General features: G+C 73.8%; 19 protein-coding genes. 8 read left to right on the top strand and 11 right to left on the bottom strand.

From position 1 onward, the window contains the following. The first annotated feature begins 94 nt into the window (after positions 1–94). The gene (locus QNO07_RS05070) at positions 95–517 is read left to right on the top strand and encodes an ATP-binding protein (protein WP_283990289.1); all 423 of its coding nucleotides are present in this window, start codon (positions 95–97) and stop codon (positions 515–517) included. 80 nt (positions 518–597) lie between these two features. Here the strand turns inward: QNO07_RS05070 and QNO07_RS05065 are convergent, their stop codons facing one another. Both QNO07_RS05065 and QNO07_RS05060 read right to left on the bottom strand, forming a co-directional pair. Continuing rightward, the gene (locus QNO07_RS05065; protein WP_283990288.1) at positions 598–1,302 is read right to left on the bottom strand and encodes a LuxR C-terminal-related transcriptional regulator; all 705 of its coding nucleotides are present in this window, start codon (positions 1,300–1,302) and stop codon (positions 598–600) included. Beyond that, positions 1,299–2,570: an ATP-binding protein gene (locus QNO07_RS05060; protein ID WP_283990287.1), complete on the bottom strand. Its 1,272-nt coding sequence runs from the start codon at positions 2,568–2,570 to the stop codon at positions 1,299–1,301. Before QNO07_RS05060 ends, QNO07_RS05065 begins: the two co-directional genes overlap by 4 nt. 135 nt (positions 2,571–2,705) lie before the next feature. On the opposite strand from QNO07_RS05060, the gene QNO07_RS05055 reads away from it, so the two are divergent. Genes QNO07_RS05055 through QNO07_RS05045 form a run of 3 tightly spaced genes read left to right on the top strand, consistent with a single transcriptional unit; the run spans position 2,706 to position 4,968 of the window. Next, complete coding sequence (locus QNO07_RS05055; RefSeq protein ID WP_283990286.1) at positions 2,706–4,202, top strand: PspC domain-containing protein; 1,497 nt, start codon at positions 2,706–2,708, stop codon at positions 4,200–4,202. Continuing rightward, positions 4,199–4,450: a hypothetical protein gene (locus QNO07_RS05050; protein ID WP_283990284.1), complete on the top strand. Its 252-nt coding sequence runs from the start codon at positions 4,199–4,201 to the stop codon at positions 4,448–4,450. The genes QNO07_RS05055 and QNO07_RS05050 overlap by 4 nt, the downstream gene beginning before the upstream one ends. A gap of 38 nt (positions 4,451–4,488) precedes the next feature. Then, complete coding sequence (locus tag QNO07_RS05045; RefSeq protein ID WP_283990282.1) at positions 4,489–4,968, top strand: OsmC family protein; 480 nt, start codon at positions 4,489–4,491, stop codon at positions 4,966–4,968. 115 nt (positions 4,969–5,083) lie between these two features. On the opposite strand, the gene QNO07_RS05040 is transcribed toward QNO07_RS05045, so the two are convergent. Both QNO07_RS05040 and QNO07_RS05035 read right to left on the bottom strand, forming a co-directional pair. Beyond that, positions 5,084–5,605, bottom strand: a complete 522-nt coding sequence (locus tag QNO07_RS05040) for a DoxX family protein (RefSeq protein ID WP_283990281.1) — start codon at positions 5,603–5,605, stop codon at positions 5,084–5,086. Between the two features lie 284 nt (positions 5,606–5,889). Continuing rightward, a complete protein-coding gene (locus tag QNO07_RS05035; RefSeq protein WP_502961777.1) occupies positions 5,890–7,173 on the bottom strand; it encodes a hypothetical protein in 1,284 nt (427 codons plus the stop codon). A 500-nt stretch (positions 7,174–7,673) separates the two neighbouring features. Here QNO07_RS05035 and QNO07_RS05030 point away from each other — a divergent pair, with 500 nt between their 5' ends. Next, entirely contained in the window at positions 7,674–8,036 is a 363-nt protein-coding gene (locus QNO07_RS05030) for a nuclear transport factor 2 family protein (RefSeq protein ID WP_502961776.1), read from the top strand. Between the two features lie 27 nt (positions 8,037–8,063). On the opposite strand, the gene QNO07_RS05025 is transcribed toward QNO07_RS05030, so the two are convergent. After that, positions 8,064–9,131 (bottom strand): C40 family peptidase, encoded by a 1,068-nt coding sequence (locus tag QNO07_RS05025; protein ID WP_283990279.1) that lies wholly within the window; start codon positions 9,129–9,131, stop codon positions 8,064–8,066. Between the two features lie 104 nt (positions 9,132–9,235). Here QNO07_RS05025 and QNO07_RS05020 point away from each other — a divergent pair, with 104 nt between their 5' ends. Beyond that, on the top strand, positions 9,236–9,361 hold the full coding sequence (locus tag QNO07_RS05020) for a hypothetical protein (RefSeq protein ID WP_283990278.1): 126 nt from the start codon (positions 9,236–9,238) through the stop codon (positions 9,359–9,361). 241 nt (positions 9,362–9,602) lie between these two features. Here the strand turns inward: QNO07_RS05020 and QNO07_RS05015 are convergent, their stop codons facing one another. Next, positions 9,603–10,220, bottom strand: a complete 618-nt coding sequence (locus tag QNO07_RS05015) for a DUF1707 SHOCT-like domain-containing protein (protein WP_283990277.1) — start codon at positions 10,218–10,220, stop codon at positions 9,603–9,605. A 58-nt stretch (positions 10,221–10,278) separates the two neighbouring features. Here QNO07_RS05015 and pcrA point away from each other — a divergent pair, with 58 nt between their 5' ends. Next, complete coding sequence (pcrA, locus tag QNO07_RS05010; protein ID WP_283990275.1) at positions 10,279–12,762, top strand: DNA helicase PcrA; 2,484 nt, start codon at positions 10,279–10,281, stop codon at positions 12,760–12,762. 75 nt (positions 12,763–12,837) lie between these two features. On the opposite strand, the gene QNO07_RS05005 is transcribed toward pcrA, so the two are convergent. The 3 genes from QNO07_RS05005 to QNO07_RS04995 all read right to left on the bottom strand — a co-directional run bounded on the left by QNO07_RS05005 (position 12,838) and on the right by QNO07_RS04995 (position 16,320). Beyond that, the gene (locus tag QNO07_RS05005) at positions 12,838–13,161 is read right to left on the bottom strand and encodes a MiAMP1 family antimicrobial peptide (RefSeq protein ID WP_283990274.1); all 324 of its coding nucleotides are present in this window, start codon (positions 13,159–13,161) and stop codon (positions 12,838–12,840) included. A 295-nt stretch (positions 13,162–13,456) separates the two neighbouring features. Then, positions 13,457–15,337 (bottom strand): M23 family metallopeptidase, encoded by a 1,881-nt coding sequence (locus QNO07_RS05000; RefSeq protein ID WP_283990517.1) that lies wholly within the window; start codon positions 15,335–15,337, stop codon positions 13,457–13,459. A 206-nt stretch (positions 15,338–15,543) separates the two neighbouring features. Beyond that, positions 15,544–16,320, bottom strand: a complete 777-nt coding sequence (locus QNO07_RS04995) for an alpha/beta fold hydrolase (protein WP_283990273.1) — start codon at positions 16,318–16,320, stop codon at positions 15,544–15,546. Positions 16,321–16,592: 272 nt separating this feature from the next. Here QNO07_RS04995 and icmB point away from each other — a divergent pair, with 272 nt between their 5' ends. Further along, positions 16,593–17,003 carry a coenzyme B12-dependent isobutyryl CoA mutase small subunit gene (gene icmB / locus QNO07_RS04990; RefSeq protein WP_283990272.1) on the top strand — a complete coding sequence of 137 codons (411 nt, stop codon included), beginning with the start codon at positions 16,593–16,595 and terminating at the stop codon, positions 17,001–17,003. A 43-nt stretch (positions 17,004–17,046) separates the two neighbouring features. Here the strand turns inward: icmB and QNO07_RS04985 are convergent, their stop codons facing one another. After that, positions 17,047–18,792: a DUF5691 domain-containing protein gene (locus QNO07_RS04985; protein ID WP_283990270.1), complete on the bottom strand. Its 1,746-nt coding sequence runs from the start codon at positions 18,790–18,792 to the stop codon at positions 17,047–17,049. Positions 18,793–18,920: 128 nt separating this feature from the next. Continuing rightward, positions 18,921–20,267, bottom strand: coding sequence for an SWIM zinc finger family protein (locus QNO07_RS04980; RefSeq protein WP_283990269.1), 1,347 nt, complete (start codon positions 20,265–20,267; stop codon positions 18,921–18,923). Between the last annotated feature and the right edge of the window lie 4 nt (positions 20,268–20,271).

Here is a 20,271-nt window from a genome sequence, read left to right as displayed (position 1 = left end):
ATCGATCGATGGCTACCTTGGGTGATGTGGGCGCTACTCGGGGTTGATCGGGGCGCGCACGGCCTGCCCGATCCCCGCAAAGGTGTGAGGAAAAGTGACCCAGTCTGACCGCAGTGCGCCTCCCGTTGCGGCCCTCCGCGAGGACCGGCTTGACTACACGCCGTTCGCGGGGAGTGTGCAGCTGGCCCGGCGGCGGGCGGCGCGGCTGGTCTGCGAGTGGGGGCACGCCGAACTCGCCGGTGACACCGCTCTGCTGGTCAGCGAGTTGGCCGCGAACGCGCTGCTGCACGGCTGCGTGCGCGGCAGGTTCTTCCGCGTCCGCCTGCTGCTGACGGCCTCGGTCGTCCGGGTCGAGGTGACGGACCCGCGCGGCGAGCGGGCCGTGCGACTGCGCGAGGCCGGTGACGAGGACATGTCCGGGCGGGGACTCGTCATCGTGGACGCGCTCGCCTCCCGTTGGGGCGTCCTCCCGCGCACGGTCGGCAAGACGGTCTGGGCGGAGATCGACCTGCGCTGAGCCCGTGCCCCCGTACCTCCGTGCCCCCGTACCTCCCGGCCGCCACCTCCCGACCGTCGCCCGGCCGTCGCGGGGTTGCCTCAGACCAGGCGGCGGGCGGTGGCCCAGCGGGTGAGTTCGTGGCGGTTGGAGAGCTGGAGCTTGCGCAGGACCGCGGAGACGTGCGACTCGACGGTCTTCACCGAGATGAACAGCTGCTTGGCGATCTCCTTGTAGGCGTAACCGCGCGCGATGAGCCGCAGCACCTCGCGCTCGCGCTGGGTGAGGCGGTCCATGTCCTCGTCGACGGGCGGTGCGTCCGTGGACGCGAAGGCGTCCAGCACGAACCCGGCCAGTCGCGGCGAGAACACCGCGTCGCCCTCCGAGACCTGGAAGATCGCCCCCACCAGGTCGATACCGGTGATGGTCTTGGTGACGTAGCCGCGCGCACCGCCGCGGATGACACCGATGACGTCCTCGGCGGCGTCGGACACCGACAGCGCCAGGAAGCGCACCGGCTGCTCGGCGTCGCCCATCATCGACTGGCTGCGCCGCAGCACCTCCACGCCGCCGCCGCCCGGCAGGTGCACGTCGAGCAGCACCACGTCGGGGCGGGTCGCGGTGATCACGGTGACGGCCTGGTCGACGTCGCCGGCCTCGCCCACGACCTCCACTCCGGTGGTCTCGGTCTCGCCGATCTCGGCCTGGACCCCGGCCCGGAACATGCGGTGGTCGTCCACCAGCACCACCCGGACCCGGCGGGCCTGCCCCTCGCTCACGTCGGTCGCCTCGGTCGTGTCGTTCACGGCTCAGCCCTCTCCATCTGTAGCTCCACCTCGGTGCCCTCACCCGGGGCCGTGCGGATCCGGGCCGTACCGCCGTTGCGTTCCATCCGCCCGATGACGGACTCCCGCACCCCCATACGGTCGGCGGGCACGGCGTCCATGTCGAAGCCGGGACCGCGGTCGCGGACCGAGACGAACACCGTCCGCCCCTCGACCTCGGCGAAGACCTGCACCGCGCCGCCGCTGCCACCGTACTTGGCCGCGTTCACCATCGCCTCGCGCGCGGCCTGGATCTGCGCACCCAGCCGTTCGTCCAGCGGGCAGTCGCCCACGCACACCACCTCGACCGGGACGCCGTGGTGGTCCTCGACCTCGGCTGCTGTCGCCTTCACGGCCTCGGCGAGCGTGCTGGGCTCGTCCTCCTCGGCCTTGCCGTTGCCCTCGCCGCCCTTGTACAGCCAGGCGCGCAGCTCGCGTTCCTGGGCGCGGGCCAGCCGCGTCACCTCCCGCGGCTGGTCCGCGTTGCGCTGGATCAGGGTGAGGGTGTGCAGCACCGAGTCGTGCACGTGTGCGGCGACCTCGGCCCGCTCCTGGGCGCGGATGCGCATCAGGCGCTCCTCCGAGAGGTCCTGCGTGATGCGCACCAGGTAGGGGCCGGCCAGCAGCGCGATGCCGACGAGGACCGCGACGGACGCCTGCAGCACCGAGCCGAGCTGCCGTCCCGACCCCTGGATCACCACGAAGCCCGTCACGCCGACGCCGACCAGGATGACACCCGCCGCCGACCTCGCCAGCGGCAGCAGCCGGCTGCGGCGGCTGACCTCCGACCAGTGCGCGCGCCGCGAGTTGTCGGCCTGCCGCCACACCACGGCGACGCCGACGCCGATCAGCAGCAGCGGCCAGACGTAGGCGTTGGCCTGCCCGAACTGGAGGTTCTCGCCCAGCGCCACCAGCGCGGCGATCACCACGACGACGGCGAGCACGTGCCCCTTGTCGGCGTGCCGCATCAGGTGCCGGCGGCCGTCCGCCGACGTCATGGACCGCGGCCCGCGGGACGCGTCGACGCCGCCCGTACCCAGCGGCACCACGAACCAGAAGACGGCGTACAGCAGCGCGCCCAGGCCGCTGCTCACGAACAGGATGAGGAAGACCGCCCGCACCCAGAACACGGGCAGTCCCAGGTGCCCGGCGAGACCCCGGGCCACGCCGCCGAGCCAGCGGCCTTCGGAACTGCGGTACAGCTTGCGCAGGGGCAACGCCTGAGGGGGCGGCGGCGCGGCGGTGGTCATGGACCGATCGTCACACGTGCCGTCCCCTGGGCACATCAGGGTCGGCCCCTGAACGACCCCCGACCGTGGAAGTCAGGGACACTTCCGGGCAGGTCCCGGATACCGCCGGGGCGCCCCGGCGGTGAGGATGGAGCCATGACCAAGGACCAGGAGCCCGCCGGGACGGCCTCCGCCCGCCGGGCGGCCGCCTCCGAGAGCCCGCCGCCCGCCCGGCTGGAGCGCAGCGCGCGGCACAAGGTGGTGGCAGGCGTGTGCGGCGGGCTGGGACGGCACTTCGGTGTCGACCCGGTGATCTTCCGGGTGCCGCTGGCGGTGCTGTCGGTGATCGGCGGTCTGGGGCTGCTGTTCTACGGGTTCGCCTGGCTGCTCGTGCCGCTGGAGGGCGAGGACGAGAACGAGGGCCGGCGCATGCTGTCCGGCCGGGTGGAGGGCTCGTCGCTGGCGGCGGTGCTGTGCGCGCTCGCCGGAAGCGGGCTGGTGCTCGCCTCCCTGGGCAGCAGCCGCAGCATCACCTTCTCACTGCTGGTCGCGGTCGCCGTCGGCGCGGCCGTGCACTGGGCGCGCAACCGGCAGGGCGAGGTCGACGACGGCCACGAGCCACCGCCCGCCGCGCCCCCGGAGGCGCAGGCGCCGCCGGTCCCGTCGTCGCCGTCGTGGTGGCGGGGCACGGCGGCGGCGGGCGACGGGTACCTGTGGGGCCCGGAGGACGCCCAGGTCACCACGGTGCCCGGCGGCGCGCCCATGCCGGTGTACACCGCCACCAAGGAGGTGGTCCGCTCGCCCAGGGAGCGGTCCATCGGCGGACTGGTCTGCCTGTCCGCCATGCTGGCGACCGGGCTGGTGGCGGCGCTCAGCTGGTCGGCGCATCCGCTGGGCACGGTGCTGGTGCTGGGCCTCAGCGCGGGGCTGGCCGTGCTCGGCCTGGGGCTGACGGTCAGCGCCTTCGTCGGGCGCACGGGAGCGGGCACCGTCCTGGTCGTGCTGATGACGGCCGGTCTGCTGACCGCGGCGACGGTGGTGCCGAAGACCATCACCACCGACTGGATGGACACCACGTGGGCGCCCACCCGGTCGGACCAGGTCCTGGAGGAGTACCACGTGGGCACCGGACGCAGCGTGCTCGACCTGTCCGGGCTGCGACTCGGCGAGGACGAGAAGGTGGCCACCACGCTGCAGCTCGGCGCGGGAGAGGCGGTGGTGCGCGTACCGGAGAACATGACACTGGACCTGGAGCTCAAGATCGGTGCCGGCGGCTACCGGCTGCCGAGCCAGCGGTACGAGGGTGGTGACGACGGGACGGTGCACGGGGGCGGCCTGGGGCTGAACGAGAACTACACCATCGAACCCCGCGGTGAGCAGCCCGCGCGCGGCACGGTGCGACTGCGGCTGGACGTGGGCGTAGGCGAGGTGGTGGTCGAGCAGGTCCCGGTCACCGGACCGGGCGACGAGGCCGGTGACGGGACGGGCGACGAGGCGGGGTCAGGGTCGGGCGAGGAGGCCGGGTCAGGGGCGGGCCCGGAGTCGGTGTCGGGGGCCGGCACTCGGGATGACGCGGCGCGCGGTACGGCTGTGAGCGGTTCGGCTGCGCACGGTCGGGCTGCGGTCGGCAGCGAGAGGGAGTCGGCGGAATGAGCAGGCGTCAGCGTTTTGACCCGGCCCGGCTGGTGCTGGGCCTGTCCCTGATGGGCGTCGCGGCGGTCTTCCTGCTGCGTGAGGCCGGCGAGGTGGCGGTGCCCGGCACGGTGCTGGTGGGCATGCTGCCGGCCGCGCTGCTGCTGGCCGGACTGGTCGCCGCGGTGGACCACCTGGTCCGCCGCGACCGCCGCGCCCGCGGCGAGCTGGGAAGCGGCGCGGGAACGGGCGGCGGAGGGCGCTGTTAGGGCGCGGTACCGCTCCGGCGGCTTCTAGGCTCTGGCCCATGACGACAACGCACGCCTACGGCGTCACGGTCGAGTGGACGGGCAACCTCGGATCAGGCACGGACAGCTACCGGTCCTTCAGCCGGGACCACGAGGTGCTGGCGGACGGCAAAGCCGGGATCGCCGCCTCCTCGGATCCCGCGTTCCGCGGTGATCCCGCGCGATGGAACCCTGAGGAGTTGCTCGTGGCCTCCGTCGCTCAGTGCCACATGCTCTGGTATCTCCACCTGTGTGCTGCCGGCGGGGTCACCGTCACCGAGTACGAGGACCACGCCCGCGGAGTCATGACCATGGACGAGAGTGGCGGAGGAGGCCAGATCAGCGAGGTCGTCCTGCGTCCCGAGGTGACAGTCGCCGACGCGTCGATGGCGGACAGGGCCCGCTCGCTGCACGGCGACGTGGCCGCCGTGTGCTTCATCGCCCGCTCGGTGAACTTCCCCATCACCCACACCCCCGTCGTACGGGTCAGGGAGGACTGAACAGCGTTCCGGCAGCCCCCGGCTCACAGGGGCACACCGGCCGACGCCCCTCCGGGAGCCTCCGCTGAGCAGCTTCGGGTCAGGGGGCGGGGTGGCACGGGTGGCTCGTGGCCTGTCAGCCGTAGAGGCGGCTGCCGCGGCGCCTGCGGCGCTGGCTGATCCACGCGTCCAGTGAGAACAGCGGGGCGCCCGCGATGATCAGCGGGATCCACGCCACCAGGTAGGGCAGGTCCTGGCTGTAGTAGTAGGGGCCGACGTCCCAGCTGATGGTGAGCCAGAACGACAGCGAGATCAGCGCGCCGCCGAGCGCGGCGAGGCGGGTGAGCAGGCCGACCAGCGTGCCCAGGCCGACGGCTATCTCCCCGAAGGCGATGGCGTAGCCGAAGCTCTCCGGGTCGTTGAGCGCGAGGTCCAGCAGCCAGGGCGCCGCGGCCCCCGGGATCGACTGGAGCAGCGCGGTCATGGACGCCGGGAACGCCGGGTCGGTCAGCTTGTCCAGACCGGCGTAGACGAAGGTCACGCCGAGGAACAGCCGCAGCGGCAGCAGCGCCAGCCGGGCGGTGTCGTTCCGGGGACCCGTGTCGGACGGGTCGCGCTGTGGACCGTCGTGCCGATCCGGGTGAGCCGAGTGAGCCATGGTGCTGCCCCTTCCCGCCGAGGTGAGCCGGTCCCGTGCCGCCGGTGGCCCGGCGCGGACCGGGATGCCGGCGTCCGTGGTGCCGGTCGTGCCGGTGTGCGTGGTGCCGGCCGCTGGCGCGGACGGCCGGGGAGTGCTCCCCGCTGATCTCTCGCGAGGCAGTACGTGAGCGCCGGGCGGCGGGTTCAGCGCGTACCCGTGGTTACCGCCCTCAGCCTGCCCGTCCGGCCTCGGCGGGTCAACGGACCCACCGGACGGTCGGCGGAGGTGGCTCCAGCCCTCCCTCAGTCCGTGACCTCGATCGTGTAGCGGTTCGACTCCGCACCGGCCGCCGTGACGACCTGAACCTCCAGCGTGCCCGGCTCCACCTCGGCCGGCACGGGCACCCTCAGCGCCGTGTCGGCCGGGTTGACGAAGCCGCCCCTGACGGGGATGAGCGGCACGTGCGCGTGCACGGGGCCGATACGGACGATCGTGCGGGCCAGCAGGTGCGGCGGCTGCGCCCCCGGCGGCACGAAGCCGGCGCCGCGGATCTCGATGTCGTCGCCCGGCCGGATCGACGCGTCCAGGTCGCCCGCCGCCCGCGCCCGTACGACGGACAGCACGACCGGCGGCCCGGCGTCGGCCAGCCGGCCGGTGAGGTGCACCGCCGCCGATACCGTCGTCAGCAGCACCAGCCCCCAGGGCAGGTCGGGCAGCCGGTCGGGCTCCCTGACCAGGGACGCGGTGGCGTAGCCGAGCGAGACGGCGGCGCACAGCAGGTACTGGGCGGCGGGGAAGCTGCCGCGTCCGGCGTCGTCGGTGACCAGGTCGACGGCCCGGGGCCGCTCGGCGGGGACCTTCTGGGACCGGCCGCTGCGGACCCGCGAGGCGGTCAGCCACGGACCGGCCACCGCCACCGCGCAGGTCAGCGCCAGCACGGCGAGCAGGGCAGCGCCGCGCTCCGGGGCGAGCCCGGCGGCGCCGTCCGCACCTGAGACCGCCAGCCGCAGCGCGGCCATCAGTACGGCGAACGCGGTCAGCAGCACCCAGCCGGTGGCGACCGCACGTGAGGTGGACAGCCGGTTGTCGTCACCCAGCAGCGGCGCCGGCACACCGTCCGCCGCCCGCTGCCGGTAGACGGCCAGCGTGAACACGGACGCGGTGGCGACCGCGGCGAGCAGCGCGGCGGTCCGGGTGTCGGTCCAGCCGGTGCGGGCGGCCGTGACCGCCTGCGCGGCGAGCAGCAGCACCACGGCGGCCCACACGACGGCGACAGCGCGCTGCCGTTGGCGGGCAGGCCGGGCGGACTCGACGTCCCGGGCCCGGTCGGCGACCGAGACGGCGGCCAGGGTCAGTTCGTCGGACACCCACTGGCGGGCCGCGGCAGGGGAGTGGGCCAGCGCGGCCGGCACACCGCCGCCACCGACCAGCTCGTCCCGCCGCCGCAGGAAGCCCGCCAGGGCCTCGCGGTACCGGTGGACGGCGCTGTGCGGGCAGTGCGCGCAGTCGCACAACGCGCGGTGCGCGGACCGCCGCTCGCCGGGCACCGTGTCGCCCGACTTGTCCCGAGAGGTGTCCACCGCCACCTGTACCCGCCCTGTTCGCTCTGCCGGTGGCCCGATCGCCGCCAACTTCCGGATGTTGCAAGGGGATTGTGCCGTACCGCGCGACCCTTCGGGGCCGCCGGGGACGGCTGCGGCAGCCGCCGGGCGACGGCCGCGGCCACCGCCGCCGGACCGGGGGCGCCGGGCGCACCCGTCCTGCCGGGCCGCTGCCCACCCCCGACGTCGTCGGGCAGCGCCCTGGCGTGCGGTTTCCGTGTCCGGCTCGGGCGACGCCCGGGCCGGCGGGGCGCCCTCCGCCCAGCGGGGGCGCGCGCCGGGCCCGGCGCTCCCGGTTTCGCGCCTCACACGAACGAGTGAGTTGATCCGGTGGTGAGTTGATCGCCACCCCGCCCCGTCCGGCTGGGCAGCGGCAGCCCTCGCCCTAGGCGACCGACCTCGACGTCCGGCCCGACCGCGGCGGCCCCCGCCCTCGACGTCCGGCCCCTGCCTCATCCGCGCATCGCCGCCCGTAGGGTGCACACGTGGCAGACGAGGACGAGCGGGCCGTTGAGGCGGCCGTCGCGGCGGAGATGCGGCTTCTCGACCCCGAGGTGCGTGCTTCGCCGGCCCTCGTCTCGGAGCTCCTGGACCCTGGTTTCACCGAGATCGGAGCCTCCGGAAGGCGCTGGGACGCCACGTCGATCCTCACCGTGACGAGCGCCGGCTCCGCGGACCCGGGGCCTCCGGTCGAGGTCAGCCAGATGAGCGGGACCGTCCTCGCCCCGGGCATCGTCCACCTGACGTACCTCACCGACGACGGGCGCCGGGCATGGCGCAGTTCTCTGTGGCGCAGGACGGAATCCGGCTGGCGCATGTACTTCCACCAGGGCACCTTGGCGGGTTGAGCGGCGCGGATGCGGACGGCCGCCGCCTCAGGCCGGGCGGGTGGCGGTGTTGAAGGGCATCTCGTCGATGGGGGCGACGCGGACCGGGGCGCCGGGGCGCGGTGCGTGGATCATCTGGCCGTTGCCGATGTAGAGGCCGACATGGCTGAGACCGGAGTAGAAGAACACCAGGTCGCCAGGGGCGAGTTCACTGCGGGCGACGCGCCGCCCGGCGTTCACCTGGGTGTACGTCGTCCGGGGCAGGGCGACGCCCGCCGCCTGCCACGCCGCCTGCGTCAGCCCCGAGCAGTCGTACGCGCCGGGCCCGGTGGCGCCCCACACGTACGGCTTGCCCAGGGCGGTGCGCGCGTAGGCGATGGCCTGCGTCGCCCGGGGCCCGGCCGCCTGGTCGGGGCCGATCCCGCCGCGCGCCGCGGTACGTGAGCTGCGTGCGGCCTCCGGACCGCCGTGGCCGTCCTGCGCCAGCAGTGCTTCGCGCTGGGCCGGTGCCAGCTGCGCCAGCAGCCGGTCCGCCTGGGCGAGTTTGGTCTCGACGGTCCGCTTGTGCTCCCTCGCGGTGCGCTGTGCCGCCCGCAGCGCCGACAGCTTCGCGTCGGCCTCGGAACGCAGTTGCTGCACTCCGCGCAGCCGCGTCCTCAGCCGGTCCAGCGTCCGGGCCTGCTGGTGGCCCACCCGGTCGGCTGCCGCCGCCCGGCGCAGGAACTCCTCCGGCGCCGAGGACAGGGCCAGTTGCACGGTGGGGTCGATGGCACCGCCCTGCCGGTACTGCGCGGTCGCGTAGGAACCCAGGGAGTTGCGCACGGCGTTGAGCCGCGCGGTCTGTCTGGACGCCTCGTCCCGGAGCGAGTTGAGTTTTCGCTCGGTCTTGCCGGCCTGCTCGGTGGCGCCGTTGTACCGCTCCGTGGCCTGTTCGGCCTCGTGGTGCAGCCGGTCCACCTTCGTCCTGACCTGCTCCGCCGAGGGGCGGGGGTCGGCCTGTGCGGTGCCGCCGGAGGTGGCGGCCGTCGCGGTGGCGGCTCCCGCCAGGGCCAGGGCCCAGGTGGCGGAACGGGGCTTGGAGTTGCGGGGGGTGCGGATCTTTCGGTGCGCGGCCATGGATCTGGACGCTAGAACGGACGGCGCGAGCCGAGCGGACGGTGACCGGGACTGGCCGTTCCGTGGCCTTCTTCCGCCCGGTACTGACCACCGAATGTCCGGCGGTGCCGGTTCTGTACCGGGAACCGACCACTGTGCGCAAGGGGGTCGCGGAACCCGCCGCCGCGTGCTTCTACGTCACCGGCGCCGCGTACGACACCCGCCCGGCGTACGTCACCCGCCCCGCGTAGGCCACCGTCGTCGCCGCGCACGTCACCGTCGTCGGACACGCCGGGGGTGCCGACGTGCGGGTCAACCGGGACGGACCGCGCTGTGGCACGGACGTGTCCGTGGTCAGGCCCCGGGGCGCTTGGGAGGACCGGCGAGCGGTATGTCCCGATACCTATTCGTTATCAACGCGGCCGTTGTCCAGGCGGCCGTTGTCAACCCGGGCGCCGTCATCCCGGCCGCGGACTGTTCGGGGCCGCGTTGCTACGAGGACCTGTCGCGGCGGCGCCAGGTCTCCCAGCGGTTGAGGTGGCGGATGCGCACGTCGCCCATGGCCGCGCGGCCCGACACCTCCAGCGTGGGCGCACCCGGCTCGGGCGGCTCGGTCGCCCGGTTGCGGACCGAGCCGATCGACGCCTTCAGCCCGTGCGAGCGCACCGACCAGCCCACGGGGACGATCACCGTGACGTTGCCCATGCCGGCGTTGACCTCCAGGAACACCTCGGAGTGCCGGCACACGGCCTGAGTGAAATCGATCACGATGTTGCCCATCCGCGACACCGCGGTGATCCGGGACGGCACCACCCAGTGGCCGGCCTGCGAGAGGTCGCCCACACCCGACCGCAGCTCCATCGGCTGCTCGTCGCGCGGATCGACCGCCGCGGTCTCCACCGGCAGATCGGCGGTCAGCGGGGCCAGTTCGCCGTAGGTGCGCGCCGAGAAGGCCCGCTCAAGCCGCTCCTCCAGCTCCTCCAGGTCGATCCGCCCGTCTCCCGCGGCCTGCCGCAGCAACTCGGCGACCGCTTCCCGGTCGGCGTGCGAGGCCCGCAGATCAGGATCACGACCGGGACGGGGCGCCGGCGCACGCGAGGGGTCAGTCATGGGGACAATTCTAGGAGTCGGCGGCGCCGTCAGTGGGGCGGCCTAGACTCGGTAGGCGATGAGCAGCCTCTTCGACGACAGCTTCCTGGCGGACCTCGAGCCCCCCGCGGGCCAGGAACCGCCGCCCGACTCCGCGCACCCCTCGGACCCGCCCACCGAGGAGGTGCCGGAAGGGCTGTTCACGGGCGCCTACACAGGGGGCCGCGACGCCTACTACCGGGACGGTGCGCCGCGCCCGGTGATCGATCCGCAGGCACTGCTGGACGGCCTCAACGAGCAGCAGGGCGCCGCGGTGGTGCACAGCGGGTCGCCCCTGCTGATCGTCGCCGGTGCCGGCTCCGGCAAGACGCGGGTGCTCACCCACCGCATCGCCCACCTGCTGGCCGCCCGCGGCGCGCATCCGGGGCAGATCCTCGCCATCACCTTCACCAACAAGGCCGCCGGTGAGATGAAGGAGCGCGTCGCGGAGCTGGTCGGCCCGCGCGCCCAGTCGATGTGGGTGTCCACCTTCCACAGCGCGTGCGTGCGCATCCTGCGGCGGGAGAGCAAGAAGCTGGGCTTCACGTCGTCGTTCTCGATCTACGACGCCGCCGACTCCAAGCGGCTGATGGCGCTCGTCTGCCGGGACCTCGACCTGGACCCGAAGCGCTTCCCGCCGAAGGCGTTCAGCGCGAAGGTGTCGAACCTGAAGAACGAACTCGTCGACGAGGAGGACTTCGCGTCCAGGGCGGCGGACGGCTTCGAGAAGACGCTCGCCGAGGCCTACTCGATGTACCAGTCCCGGCTGCGCGAGGCCAACGCGCTGGACTTCGACGACATCATCATGACCACCGTGCACCTGCTCCAGGCGTTCCCGGACGTCGCCGAGCACTACCGCCGACGCTTCCGGCACGTCCTGGTCGACGAGTACCAGGACACCAACCACGCCCAGTACACCCTGGTCAGGGAGCTGGTCGGCCCCTCGCAGCCGGGGTCGGCCCCGGCCGCGCCGGGGGGCGAGCCGGGCCCGCCGCAGGCGGAGCTGTGCGTCGTGGGCGACGCCGACCAGAGCATCTACGCCTTCCGCGGCGCGACGATCCGCAACATCCTCCAGTTCGAGGAGGACTACCCGGACGCGCGCACCATCCTGCTGGAGCAGAACTACCGCTCCACGCAGACCATTCTCAGCGCGGCCAACTCCGTCATCGAGCGCAACGAGAACCGCCGCCCGAAGAACCTGTGGACGCAGGCCGGAAGCGGACCGCGCATCACGGGCTACGTCGCCGACACCGAGCATGACGAGGCCCAGTTCGTCGCCGACGAGATCGACCGGCTGACCGACGCCGGGGACGCCAAGTCCGGTGACGTCGCCGTCTTCTACCGCACCAACGCGCAGTCCCGGGTCTTCGAGGAGGTCTTCATCCGGGTCGGGCTGCCGTACAAGGTCGTCGGCGGGGTGCGCTTCTACGAGCGCCGCGAGGTCCGCGACGTCCTGGCCTACCTGCGGGTGCTGGCCAACCCCGAGGACACCGTCCCGCTGCGGCGCATCCTCAACGTGCCCAAGCGCGGCATCGGCGACCGTGCGGAGGCCATGATCGACGCCCTCGCCGCACGCGAGAAGACGACGTTCCCCGACGCGCTGCGCCGGGTGGACGAGGCGTACGGCATGGCCGCCCGGTCGGTCAACGCCGTCAAGCGCTTCAACGTCCTGATGGAGGAGCTGCGCACCGTCGTCGAAGCCGGCGCGGGCCCGGCGACCGTGCTGGAAGCGGTTCTGGAGCAGACCGGCTACCTGGCCGAACTCCAGGCGTCCACCGATCCGCAGGACGAGACGCGGGTCGAGAACCTCCAGGAACTCGCTGCCGTGGCGCTGGAGTTCGAGCAGGAACGCGCCGAGGACGAGCCCGGCACGCTGGCCGACTTCCTGGAGAAGGTCGCCCTGGTGGCCGACTCCGACCAGATTCCCGACGACGCCGAGGAGGGAGCGGGCGTCATCACGCTGATGACCCTGCACACCGCCAAGGGCCTGGAGTTCCCCGTCGTGTTCCTCACCGGCATGGAGGACGGCGTGTTCCCGCACATGCGGGCACTCGGCCAGCCCAAGGAACTGGAGGAGGAGCGCCGGCTCGCCTACGTCGGCATCACCCGCGCCCGGGAGCGGCTCTACGTCAGCCGGTCCACGCTGCGCAGCGCCTGGGGCCAGCCCTCCTACAACCCGGCCTCGCGCTTCCTGGAGGAGATCCCGCCGGAGTACCTGGAGTGGCGCCGCACCGGCGGCAGCGCGGGCGGCGGTGGCGGATCGATGGCGCCGACCTCGGGCATCGGCGGCTCGATGCTGTCGTCCGTCTCGCGCCGCGGCGCCTCGGGTTTCGCCACCCGCAGGGCGAAGGAGCGCACCGTGGTCCAGCTGTCGGTGGGGGACCGGGTGACGCACGACAGTTTCGGCCTCGGCACGGTCGTCGAGGTGAAGGGCAGCGGCGACAGCTCCGAGGCCACCGTCGACTTCGGCGATCCCAAGCCCAAGCGCCTGCTGCTGCGTTACGCCCCCGTCGAGAAGCTCTGACTCACCGCGGCGCCCGGCATCCCTCCCGCGGGATGCCGGGCGCCGCGCTTTTCCGGGGCGGCGGGGACCGCGGGCTCAGCAGTGGAAGAAGATGCTCTTCCAGCCGAAGGGCTGCTTGCTCTCCGCGTTGCCGCGGAAGGTGTAGTGCACGACGCCCCGGCAGTCCCGCGCGTTGTACATGGCGGCGGTCTGGCCGGTGTAGGTGAAGCGGTAGGCCGCCTTGAACCTGTCGTCGATGTTGTGGCATCCGCAGGCGTGCACCTCCTTGGCGCGACCGGTGTTCTGCGGGCCCTCCCAGCTGAGGAAGCTGCTGGCGAACGCGGCGCCGGTGCCGAAGGTGAGTACGACGGCCATCACGAGCGAGGTGACGGCGGCACGGAGGGTTCGACGGTTGCGCATGGCACTCCTGACCTGTGGCCGTGTGCCGGAGGCGCTCTGTCGCCCCGGTCGGCACGGTGTGTACTCATTCGACTTCACAGGGTTATGGGTGCGGAAGTGGCGTGCGAACGCACAGCGGGGGCGTGCGACGGCGTGCACCGGCGGCACGGGCGGGCGCGCCCCGACTCGCACCATGACGGGGAGCCCGCACACGCCGCACACGCCGAACGGCCGGTCCGCTGTCGCGGACCGGCCGTTCGGGGCACGGCGGGAGGGCTGCCCGGAGCCCGGTGGGCACCGGGCCTGCCCTGATCGCTTACGTCGGGTCCAGGCCCTTGGTGCGGAACCAGGCGACGGGGTCGACGGCCGAGCCGCCGCCGGGGCGTACCTCGAAGTGCAGGTGCGGGCCGGTGGAGTTGCCGGAGCTGCCGGCGTAGCCGATCGTCTCGCCCGCCTTCACCGGTCCGGACCGGATCTTGGTGCTGCTGAGGTGGCAGTACCAGGTCTCGGTGCCGTCGGCCGCGGTGACGATGGCCATGTTGCCGTAGGAGAGGTCCCACTTGGTCGACACGGTGCCGTCGGTGGCGGCGAGCACCGGGGTGCCGTAGCCGACCGGGAAGTCGATGCCGGTGTGCACGGACATCCAGTTGATGCCGGCCTGGCCGTAGTAGGCGCTCAGTCCGTGCTGGGCCACGGGCAGGGCGAACTTCGGACGCAGCGCCTCCTTGCGGATGGCCTCCGCCTCCTTGCGCTTGCGCTCGGCCTCCTGCCGTTCCTTGAGGTCGATGCGCTCCTGCGTCCGGCTGGCCCGGTCGGCGAAGTCCCCGGCGTCCGCCGAGAGCCCGGCCAACTGCGTGTCCAGCTTCCGGTTGGCGGCCGACGGCTTCACCGGCGCACCGTCGGCAGCGGCCTGCACGGGCTTGTCGTCGAGGTCCTCCGCCGGAGCGCCGACCGAGGCGGCGGCGATGCCGGCCACCCCCATGACGGCGACCGAGGGCACGGCCACCGTCAGCAGCGCCGAGCGCCGCGGCTTGACCGCGCGCCGCCGTCCGCGTGAGGACGGTGCGGCCGGGTGGGCGGCTCCCGCTGCTCCCACCGGTTCGCGGACCGGCGGCTCCTCGTCGGGCAGCGCGTCCGCGCCGAGGCCGTCGGCTCCCGCGTGGGCTTCGTGCTCGGCACGGTGGTCGTGGTCGTGGTCGTAGGCGTCGTAGTCGTTGGAGGAGTACTCGCTGTCGCGGAACTCGTCGCGCTGCTTACCGGATTCGGCGAGGCCGGTGTTGCGGAAGTCGTTCTCCGCCGTGTCGGCATCGTGCGAGGGACCGTCGGGGTTCGGGTCGTCGGGGTGGTGGCCTTCGCCGTGGTACCCGCCGGTGTGCTGATCCGGGTCGGCCGGGTACTCGCCGGTGCGGCTGCCCGAGGGCTGGCGCGGCACGGAGGTGAAGGCGGCGGTATCCCAACTGCCGGTGTCCCAGCTGCCCGAGGCGTTGGCGACCGGCTCCCAGCTGACGGTGGCGTAGGCGCCGCTCTCCCAGCCGTTGGCTCCGGAGCCGTCCGCGGCCTGCTCGGCGTAGCCGCCGTCCTGGCCGGGGGACGGATCGTGGTGCTGGTCGCCCGGCTGCCCCGCCTGGCCGCCGTCCCACTCGGTGGTCCGGTACGCGCCGGTGCCGTAACCGCCGGTACTGCCGCCCCCGGCGTACGGGTCGAAGCCGTAGGCGTCCGACACGTAGGGGTCAGCGGGGTAGGCGCCGTGCGCGGCGTCGGGGACGGTGCTCCACTGGCCCGAGGAGTCCGGCGACCAGCCGGAGTTGCCCTGCTGGGACGAGGGGTCCGGGAAGTGCCGCGGGTCGGGAGCGTTCTGCTCGGGAGCGTCCTGCCAGGACGCTGCAAAATCGTGACCGGCTGTCTGGTGGCTGCCCGTGTCGTAGGCACCGGTGCCGTAGTTGTCCGTGAGAGGGGCGGAGTTGTCCGAGTGGTGGCCGGTCGCGGCGAAGGCGTCGAAACCGGTGGCCGTCGGTTGTCCGTGGTTGTCCGGCATCGCACCGAAAAGCGGATCGTCGGCGTAGGCGCCGCCGGCGGGGTAGCCGTACGGCACACCGTGTCCGTCGGACGGTGCGTAGCTCGCGTCGTAGGGGGGATACGAGGCGTCGTGAGCGGTACCGGTCGGGGTTGTAACTCCCGATGGGGGACGGTCGTTCACCACCAACTTCTCTTTCGCCTCGGAGACAGGGGCTGCCAGAGCAGTGCCGCGACTGTACCCGGCGCCGAGCGGCGGCGACAATCTTCCGCAGGTTTCACCCCCGGGAAACCAGGGCAATCGACCGCCTTTCGGCGGCTACCGGCCGGTAGTCGAGCCTCCGTTCGCACCCTGTTCGACGCTGCCGGTGCCGTTCGGCCCTCGCGGGATCACGCGATCCCGTACGCCGGTCCGGCTTTCGGCACACCCGGCAGCGCCTCCTGCAACTCCTGCCGGACCCGGGCCGCGACGGCCCAGTGGGCGGGCATGGCGAGGTGCCCGACGCCCTGAACCCGGACGGTGCGAACCAGCAGGTCGGGATGGTCGAGCCGGGCTGTCAGCACAGGTGCCATCACCCGGTCCACGTCGCTCCAGAAGCTGACGAACCGGGTCGCGCAACCAGGGGCGGGTGCGGCGAGTTCCTCGATCAGTTCCGACCCGGGCCGCATCTGCCGCACGATGGGGTGCACCGAGAGCGGCGCCGCCGCGCTGGTCCCGGAATGCGGAGTGCCGAGGGTCACAAGTGTGTGTACGCGCGTGTCGCCCGCCAGTCGCTGCGCGTAGTAGCGGGCGATCAACCCTCCGAGACTGTGTCCGACCACGTCCACCTGCTGGTGGCCGGTGACCGCGCAGAGCTCCTCGATGCTGCGGCCCAGCGACTCGGCAGCCGTACGTACGTCGCAGGTGAGAGGGGAGTAGTTGAGGCAGACGACCTGCTGCCAGCCGTTGCGGGCGAGCGAGCGGCGCAGCAGGGCGAAGACGGACCGGTTGTCGACGAAGCCGTGCAGCAGCAGCACCGGACGCGGCCCGGGGATGTCGGAGGGTGCCCGGGGAGCGGGGGCCTCCTGCCACAGCCCGGACGGGTACATGACCAGGCGCCCCGCCAGCGCCACCGCCTCCAGGGCGGTTGCACACAGCGCGGTCAGTTTCGGTGAGGCCTGATCCATCTGCTGACCCCCGGGGGCCGCCCGGTACGCCGCCAGCGGCCTACCGGGGCGGCGACCTTGTCGCGGCTCCCCGCTCCGGCCGAACGGGGCCGTCGCGGTGACTGGTCTGCGCCGTGTGGGCGGCGCATGATGATGAAGTTGTCCCACTGTGTGATTTCCCCCTCCCCCCGCACCTCAAAACGATCGGGTACGGGATGCTGGGGGATAACGTTCGTTCACACCGGCACCCAGCAGCGGAGCCGGCGCCGCAGTCAACGTCGATGGAGGCAGTGATGGGTGTGTCGGGTCCGATCCGCGTGGTGGTCGCCAAGCCGGGGCTCGACGGCCACGACCGCGGGGCGAAGGTCATCGCCCGCGCCCTCCGTGACGCGGGCATGGAGGTCATCTACACCGGCCTGCACCAGACGCCCGAGCAGATCGTGGACACCGCGATCCAGGAGGACGCCGACGCGATCGGCATGTCGATCCTCTCCGGCGCGCACAACACCCTCTTCGCCAAGGTCCTCGACCTGCTGCGGGAGCGCGAGGCGGAGGACATCAAGGTGTTCGGCGGCGGCATCATCCCCGAGGACGACATCGCCCCGCTGAAGGCCCGCGGCGTCGCCGAGATCTTCACCCCCGGCGCCCCCACCACCGAGATCGTCGAGTGGGTCCGCACCCACGTGCGTTCTGTGTCCGCCTGAGGTCCTGCCCAAGACCCTGCCCAAGACCCTGCCCTCAGGGCGCTCAGGTGTCGGCCAGCTCGTCGAGCATCGCCGCGCGGGTGTGCAGAGTGGCCACGAGCCGCTGGAACGACTCCGCCCAGTAGCCGCCGGCCCCCGGCGCGCCGGCCTCCGACTCGTCCGGATGCGCCGCCAGCGGTATCAGGCGGTCGGCGTGCCGCGGGTCGAGCGAGCGCTCGGCCAGGCCGAGCACACCGCTGAAGCTCCACGGGTAGCTGCCCGCGTCCCGCGCGATCTCCAACGCGTCCACCACCGCCCGGCCCAGCTGCTCCGACCAGGGAACCGAGCAGGTGCCCAGGACGCGGAACGCCTCCGACAGGCCGTGGGCCGCCACGAACTCCGCCGCCCAGTCCGCCCGGTCCGCCTCCGGCAGCACGGCCAGCAGGCGGGCCGAGTCTCCGGGGGTGTCCGCAGCCGACGCGGACGGCTTGCCTGTCAGCGCCCGCGCCCAGGCGACGTCGCGCTGGCGGACCGCGGCGCGCGCCCAGGCGGCGTGCAGGTCGGCCTGCCAGTCGTCCGCCACCCGCAGCGCCACGATCTCGGCGGGACTCCGGCCGCCCAGATGCGCTGACCAGTCGCCGAGCGGGGCCGCCTCCACCACCTGGCTCAGCCACCACGACCGCTCGCCCCGCCCCGCGGGCGGCTTGGGCACCACACCGTCCCGCTGCATACCGGCGTCGCACTCGTGCGGCGCCTCCACTACGAGGCCGGGCCGGGCGGTCAGCCCCGTGCGGTCCGCACTGACGCAGGAGCGGGCCCGCTGCGACATGCGGGCGGCGAGTGCCGACTGCGGCAGGGCCGACAGCAGCTCGGCGGCGGTGGCCCGGACCGTCCGGCTGCGGTCGCCGAGCGCCTGCTCCAGGAACGGCTCGTCGGCCGCGCCCAGCTGCTCCCGCAGCGAGTCGAGGAACATCAGGCGGTCCTCGGCCCGCTCGGTGGACCAGGTGCTCTCCAGCAGCCGGCGCCCTGCGTCCGGGTCGCGGCGACGGACCGCGGCCAGCAACGCCACCCGTTCGGCGAACAGGCCCTCCGTCCACAGGCGGCCCTGCGCCTCCGCCTCGTGCGGCAGGGCCGGGACCCGGCCCGCGCTGCTGCGCAGGGCGAACCTCCACTCCGGGTTGAGGGCCGCCAGCCACCGGGCGCGCGGCCCGGCGAACTCCAGGACCGCCGCGCGCAGATCGGTGCGGGCGCGCGCCGCGTCCAGCAAGGTGGGCAGCAGCGCGGGCGGCGGCCGGTAGCCGTGGCCGTTGGCCGCCGCCAGCCACTGCGGCAGCAGCTCGCCGAGATCCGGTGTGCTGCCGCGCCGGCCACCGCTGCCGGCCCCCTCCGTCCGCCCGGCGAGCAGCAGGGAGAGCCGGCGCCCCGCGGCAGCCGGCAGCGCGGGCCGCGGGTCGTCGGGTGCCGGGGCGGGCAGTGCCGCCGCCCTCGCGGGCAGCAACCCGGCCCGTCGGCGCACGGTCGCCACCGCCGCGAGGTCCAGCAGGGCGGTGGTCGAGCCGCCGGGCGGGGGGCGGCGCTCGGCGCCGAGCAACGCGGCCGTGACCAGCTCCTCCCAGCCGGTGGCCGCCGATTCGCCGGCCACCGGCTGGCCGCCGGGTTGTTCAGCCTGCCCGCCTGCCTCCGGCTGGCTGCGGGCGCCCGCCTGGCCATCGGCGTCTGGGGCTGCCGCCTCCGAGCGGGCGGCCTCCCGGCCTGGGCGGTCGCCCGTCGGGTTGTCCGCCGGGTCGCCCACCGCCGCGTAGCCCGTCATGGACGCCACCTCCGCGTCAGTCACTGTCGCCTGCGCCGTCGCAGCCCTCGCCGCCGCCGCGCCTGTCGCACCCGCCGCGCCTGCCGCAGCCGCCCGGGCTGTCGGGGCCGTCGTGGAAGTCCCGGACGTCACAGCGCCACCGCCTGGGAGCCGGACCAGACGGTGTGCGGTACGAACCCGCGGTGCCCGCAGGTACCGAACACCGTGACCGGCCCGCCGCCGGAGACCGCTGCCAGCCGCCACAGGGCGGACCGAGCGTCGCAGACCAGCGGCAGTGCCGCCGTGCCGTCGGCGTCGGCCAGCTGCCACCTGCCCTCCGCGCCGTCGGGGACCGGCACCACCCCGGACAGCACGGTCGGGCGGTCGTCCGCCCATGGGTCCGACGCCAGCACCGCACCGTAGGCGGCGAGCGCCGTGCCCACGTCCGTCCCCGGCGGTACGGGCCCGGCGGGGGAGGAGCCGTGGCGCTCGCCCAGCGCGGCACGCACCTGCTCGGCGCCCGGGTAGAACGCCAGCTCGGCGTCGAGTGTGCTGCCGACCGGCAGCGCCGTCTCGGGGGACCGCCCGGCGGGACCGAAGGACAGCAGCAGGGCGAACCGGGCCGAGCGGGTGCCGTGCAGCCAGAGCCGCCGTACCGCCAGGCGGCCCTCATCGGTGTCGGACCGGCCGACGACCAGCCACTCGTCGCGCAGCAGCGCCTCCCGGTCGGCGAGCAGCCCCGCGGTGTCGACCGTCAGCCCGACCTGCGCGCGCACCGTGGCGGCCAGCGGCTCGGGCAGCCCGTCGAGCCCCAGGAACCCCTGGTCGAGCAGGTGCAGCAGGGCGCACTCCTCCAGCAGCCGGCCCGGCCAGCCGGCGCCGGACGCCGGTATCGCGGCCAGCTCCCTGATGCGCCCGGCGAGGCCGGGTGCCTGGGCGTCCACCATCCGGGCCGCCGTCTCGTCCCAGGCGCCGTAGCCGGCGCGGTCCGCACCGGCGATGCCGCCGCGCAGCAGGTCGTTCAACCGTTCCTCCAACTCCGTCGCGCCCGCAGTGATCCGGGCGAGGCGCCGCTCGGTGCGCCGCCGTGCGGCGGCCGGGTCGGCCGGTGCCGCGGTGGCCGGGCGGGCGGCCCCCTGCGGCGGCCGGGTGCGGCGGCCGGTGATCCACGTCCCGGCCCACTCCGGCGGTGGTTCCGTGCCCGGCGCCACCGCCTGCGGGCCCGCCGCCCACAGCAGCAGCAGGCCCAGGGCGTGCTTGCAGGGGAACTTGCGGCTGGGGCAACTGCACTTGTACGCGGGGTCGTCGACGTCCACCACCGTGCGGTACGGCGTGCTGCCGCTGCCCTTGCACAGCCCCCACACGGCCCCGCCGCCGGTGCCCGTGCCCGACCAGGGCGCGGGCCCGGACAGCTTGCCGCCGGCCTTGCGCGACGCGGCGTCGGGCGCGAGGGCCAGCACCTGTTCCGCCGTCCAGCGGACCTGGTCTCCAGTCATGGGA

Origin of the sequence: Streptomyces sp. 549 (assembly GCF_030124175.1) — a bacterium.
Lineage (GTDB): Bacteria > Actinomycetota > Actinomycetes > Streptomycetales > Streptomycetaceae > Streptomyces.
This window is presented reverse-complemented; position numbering and strand designations above follow the sequence as displayed.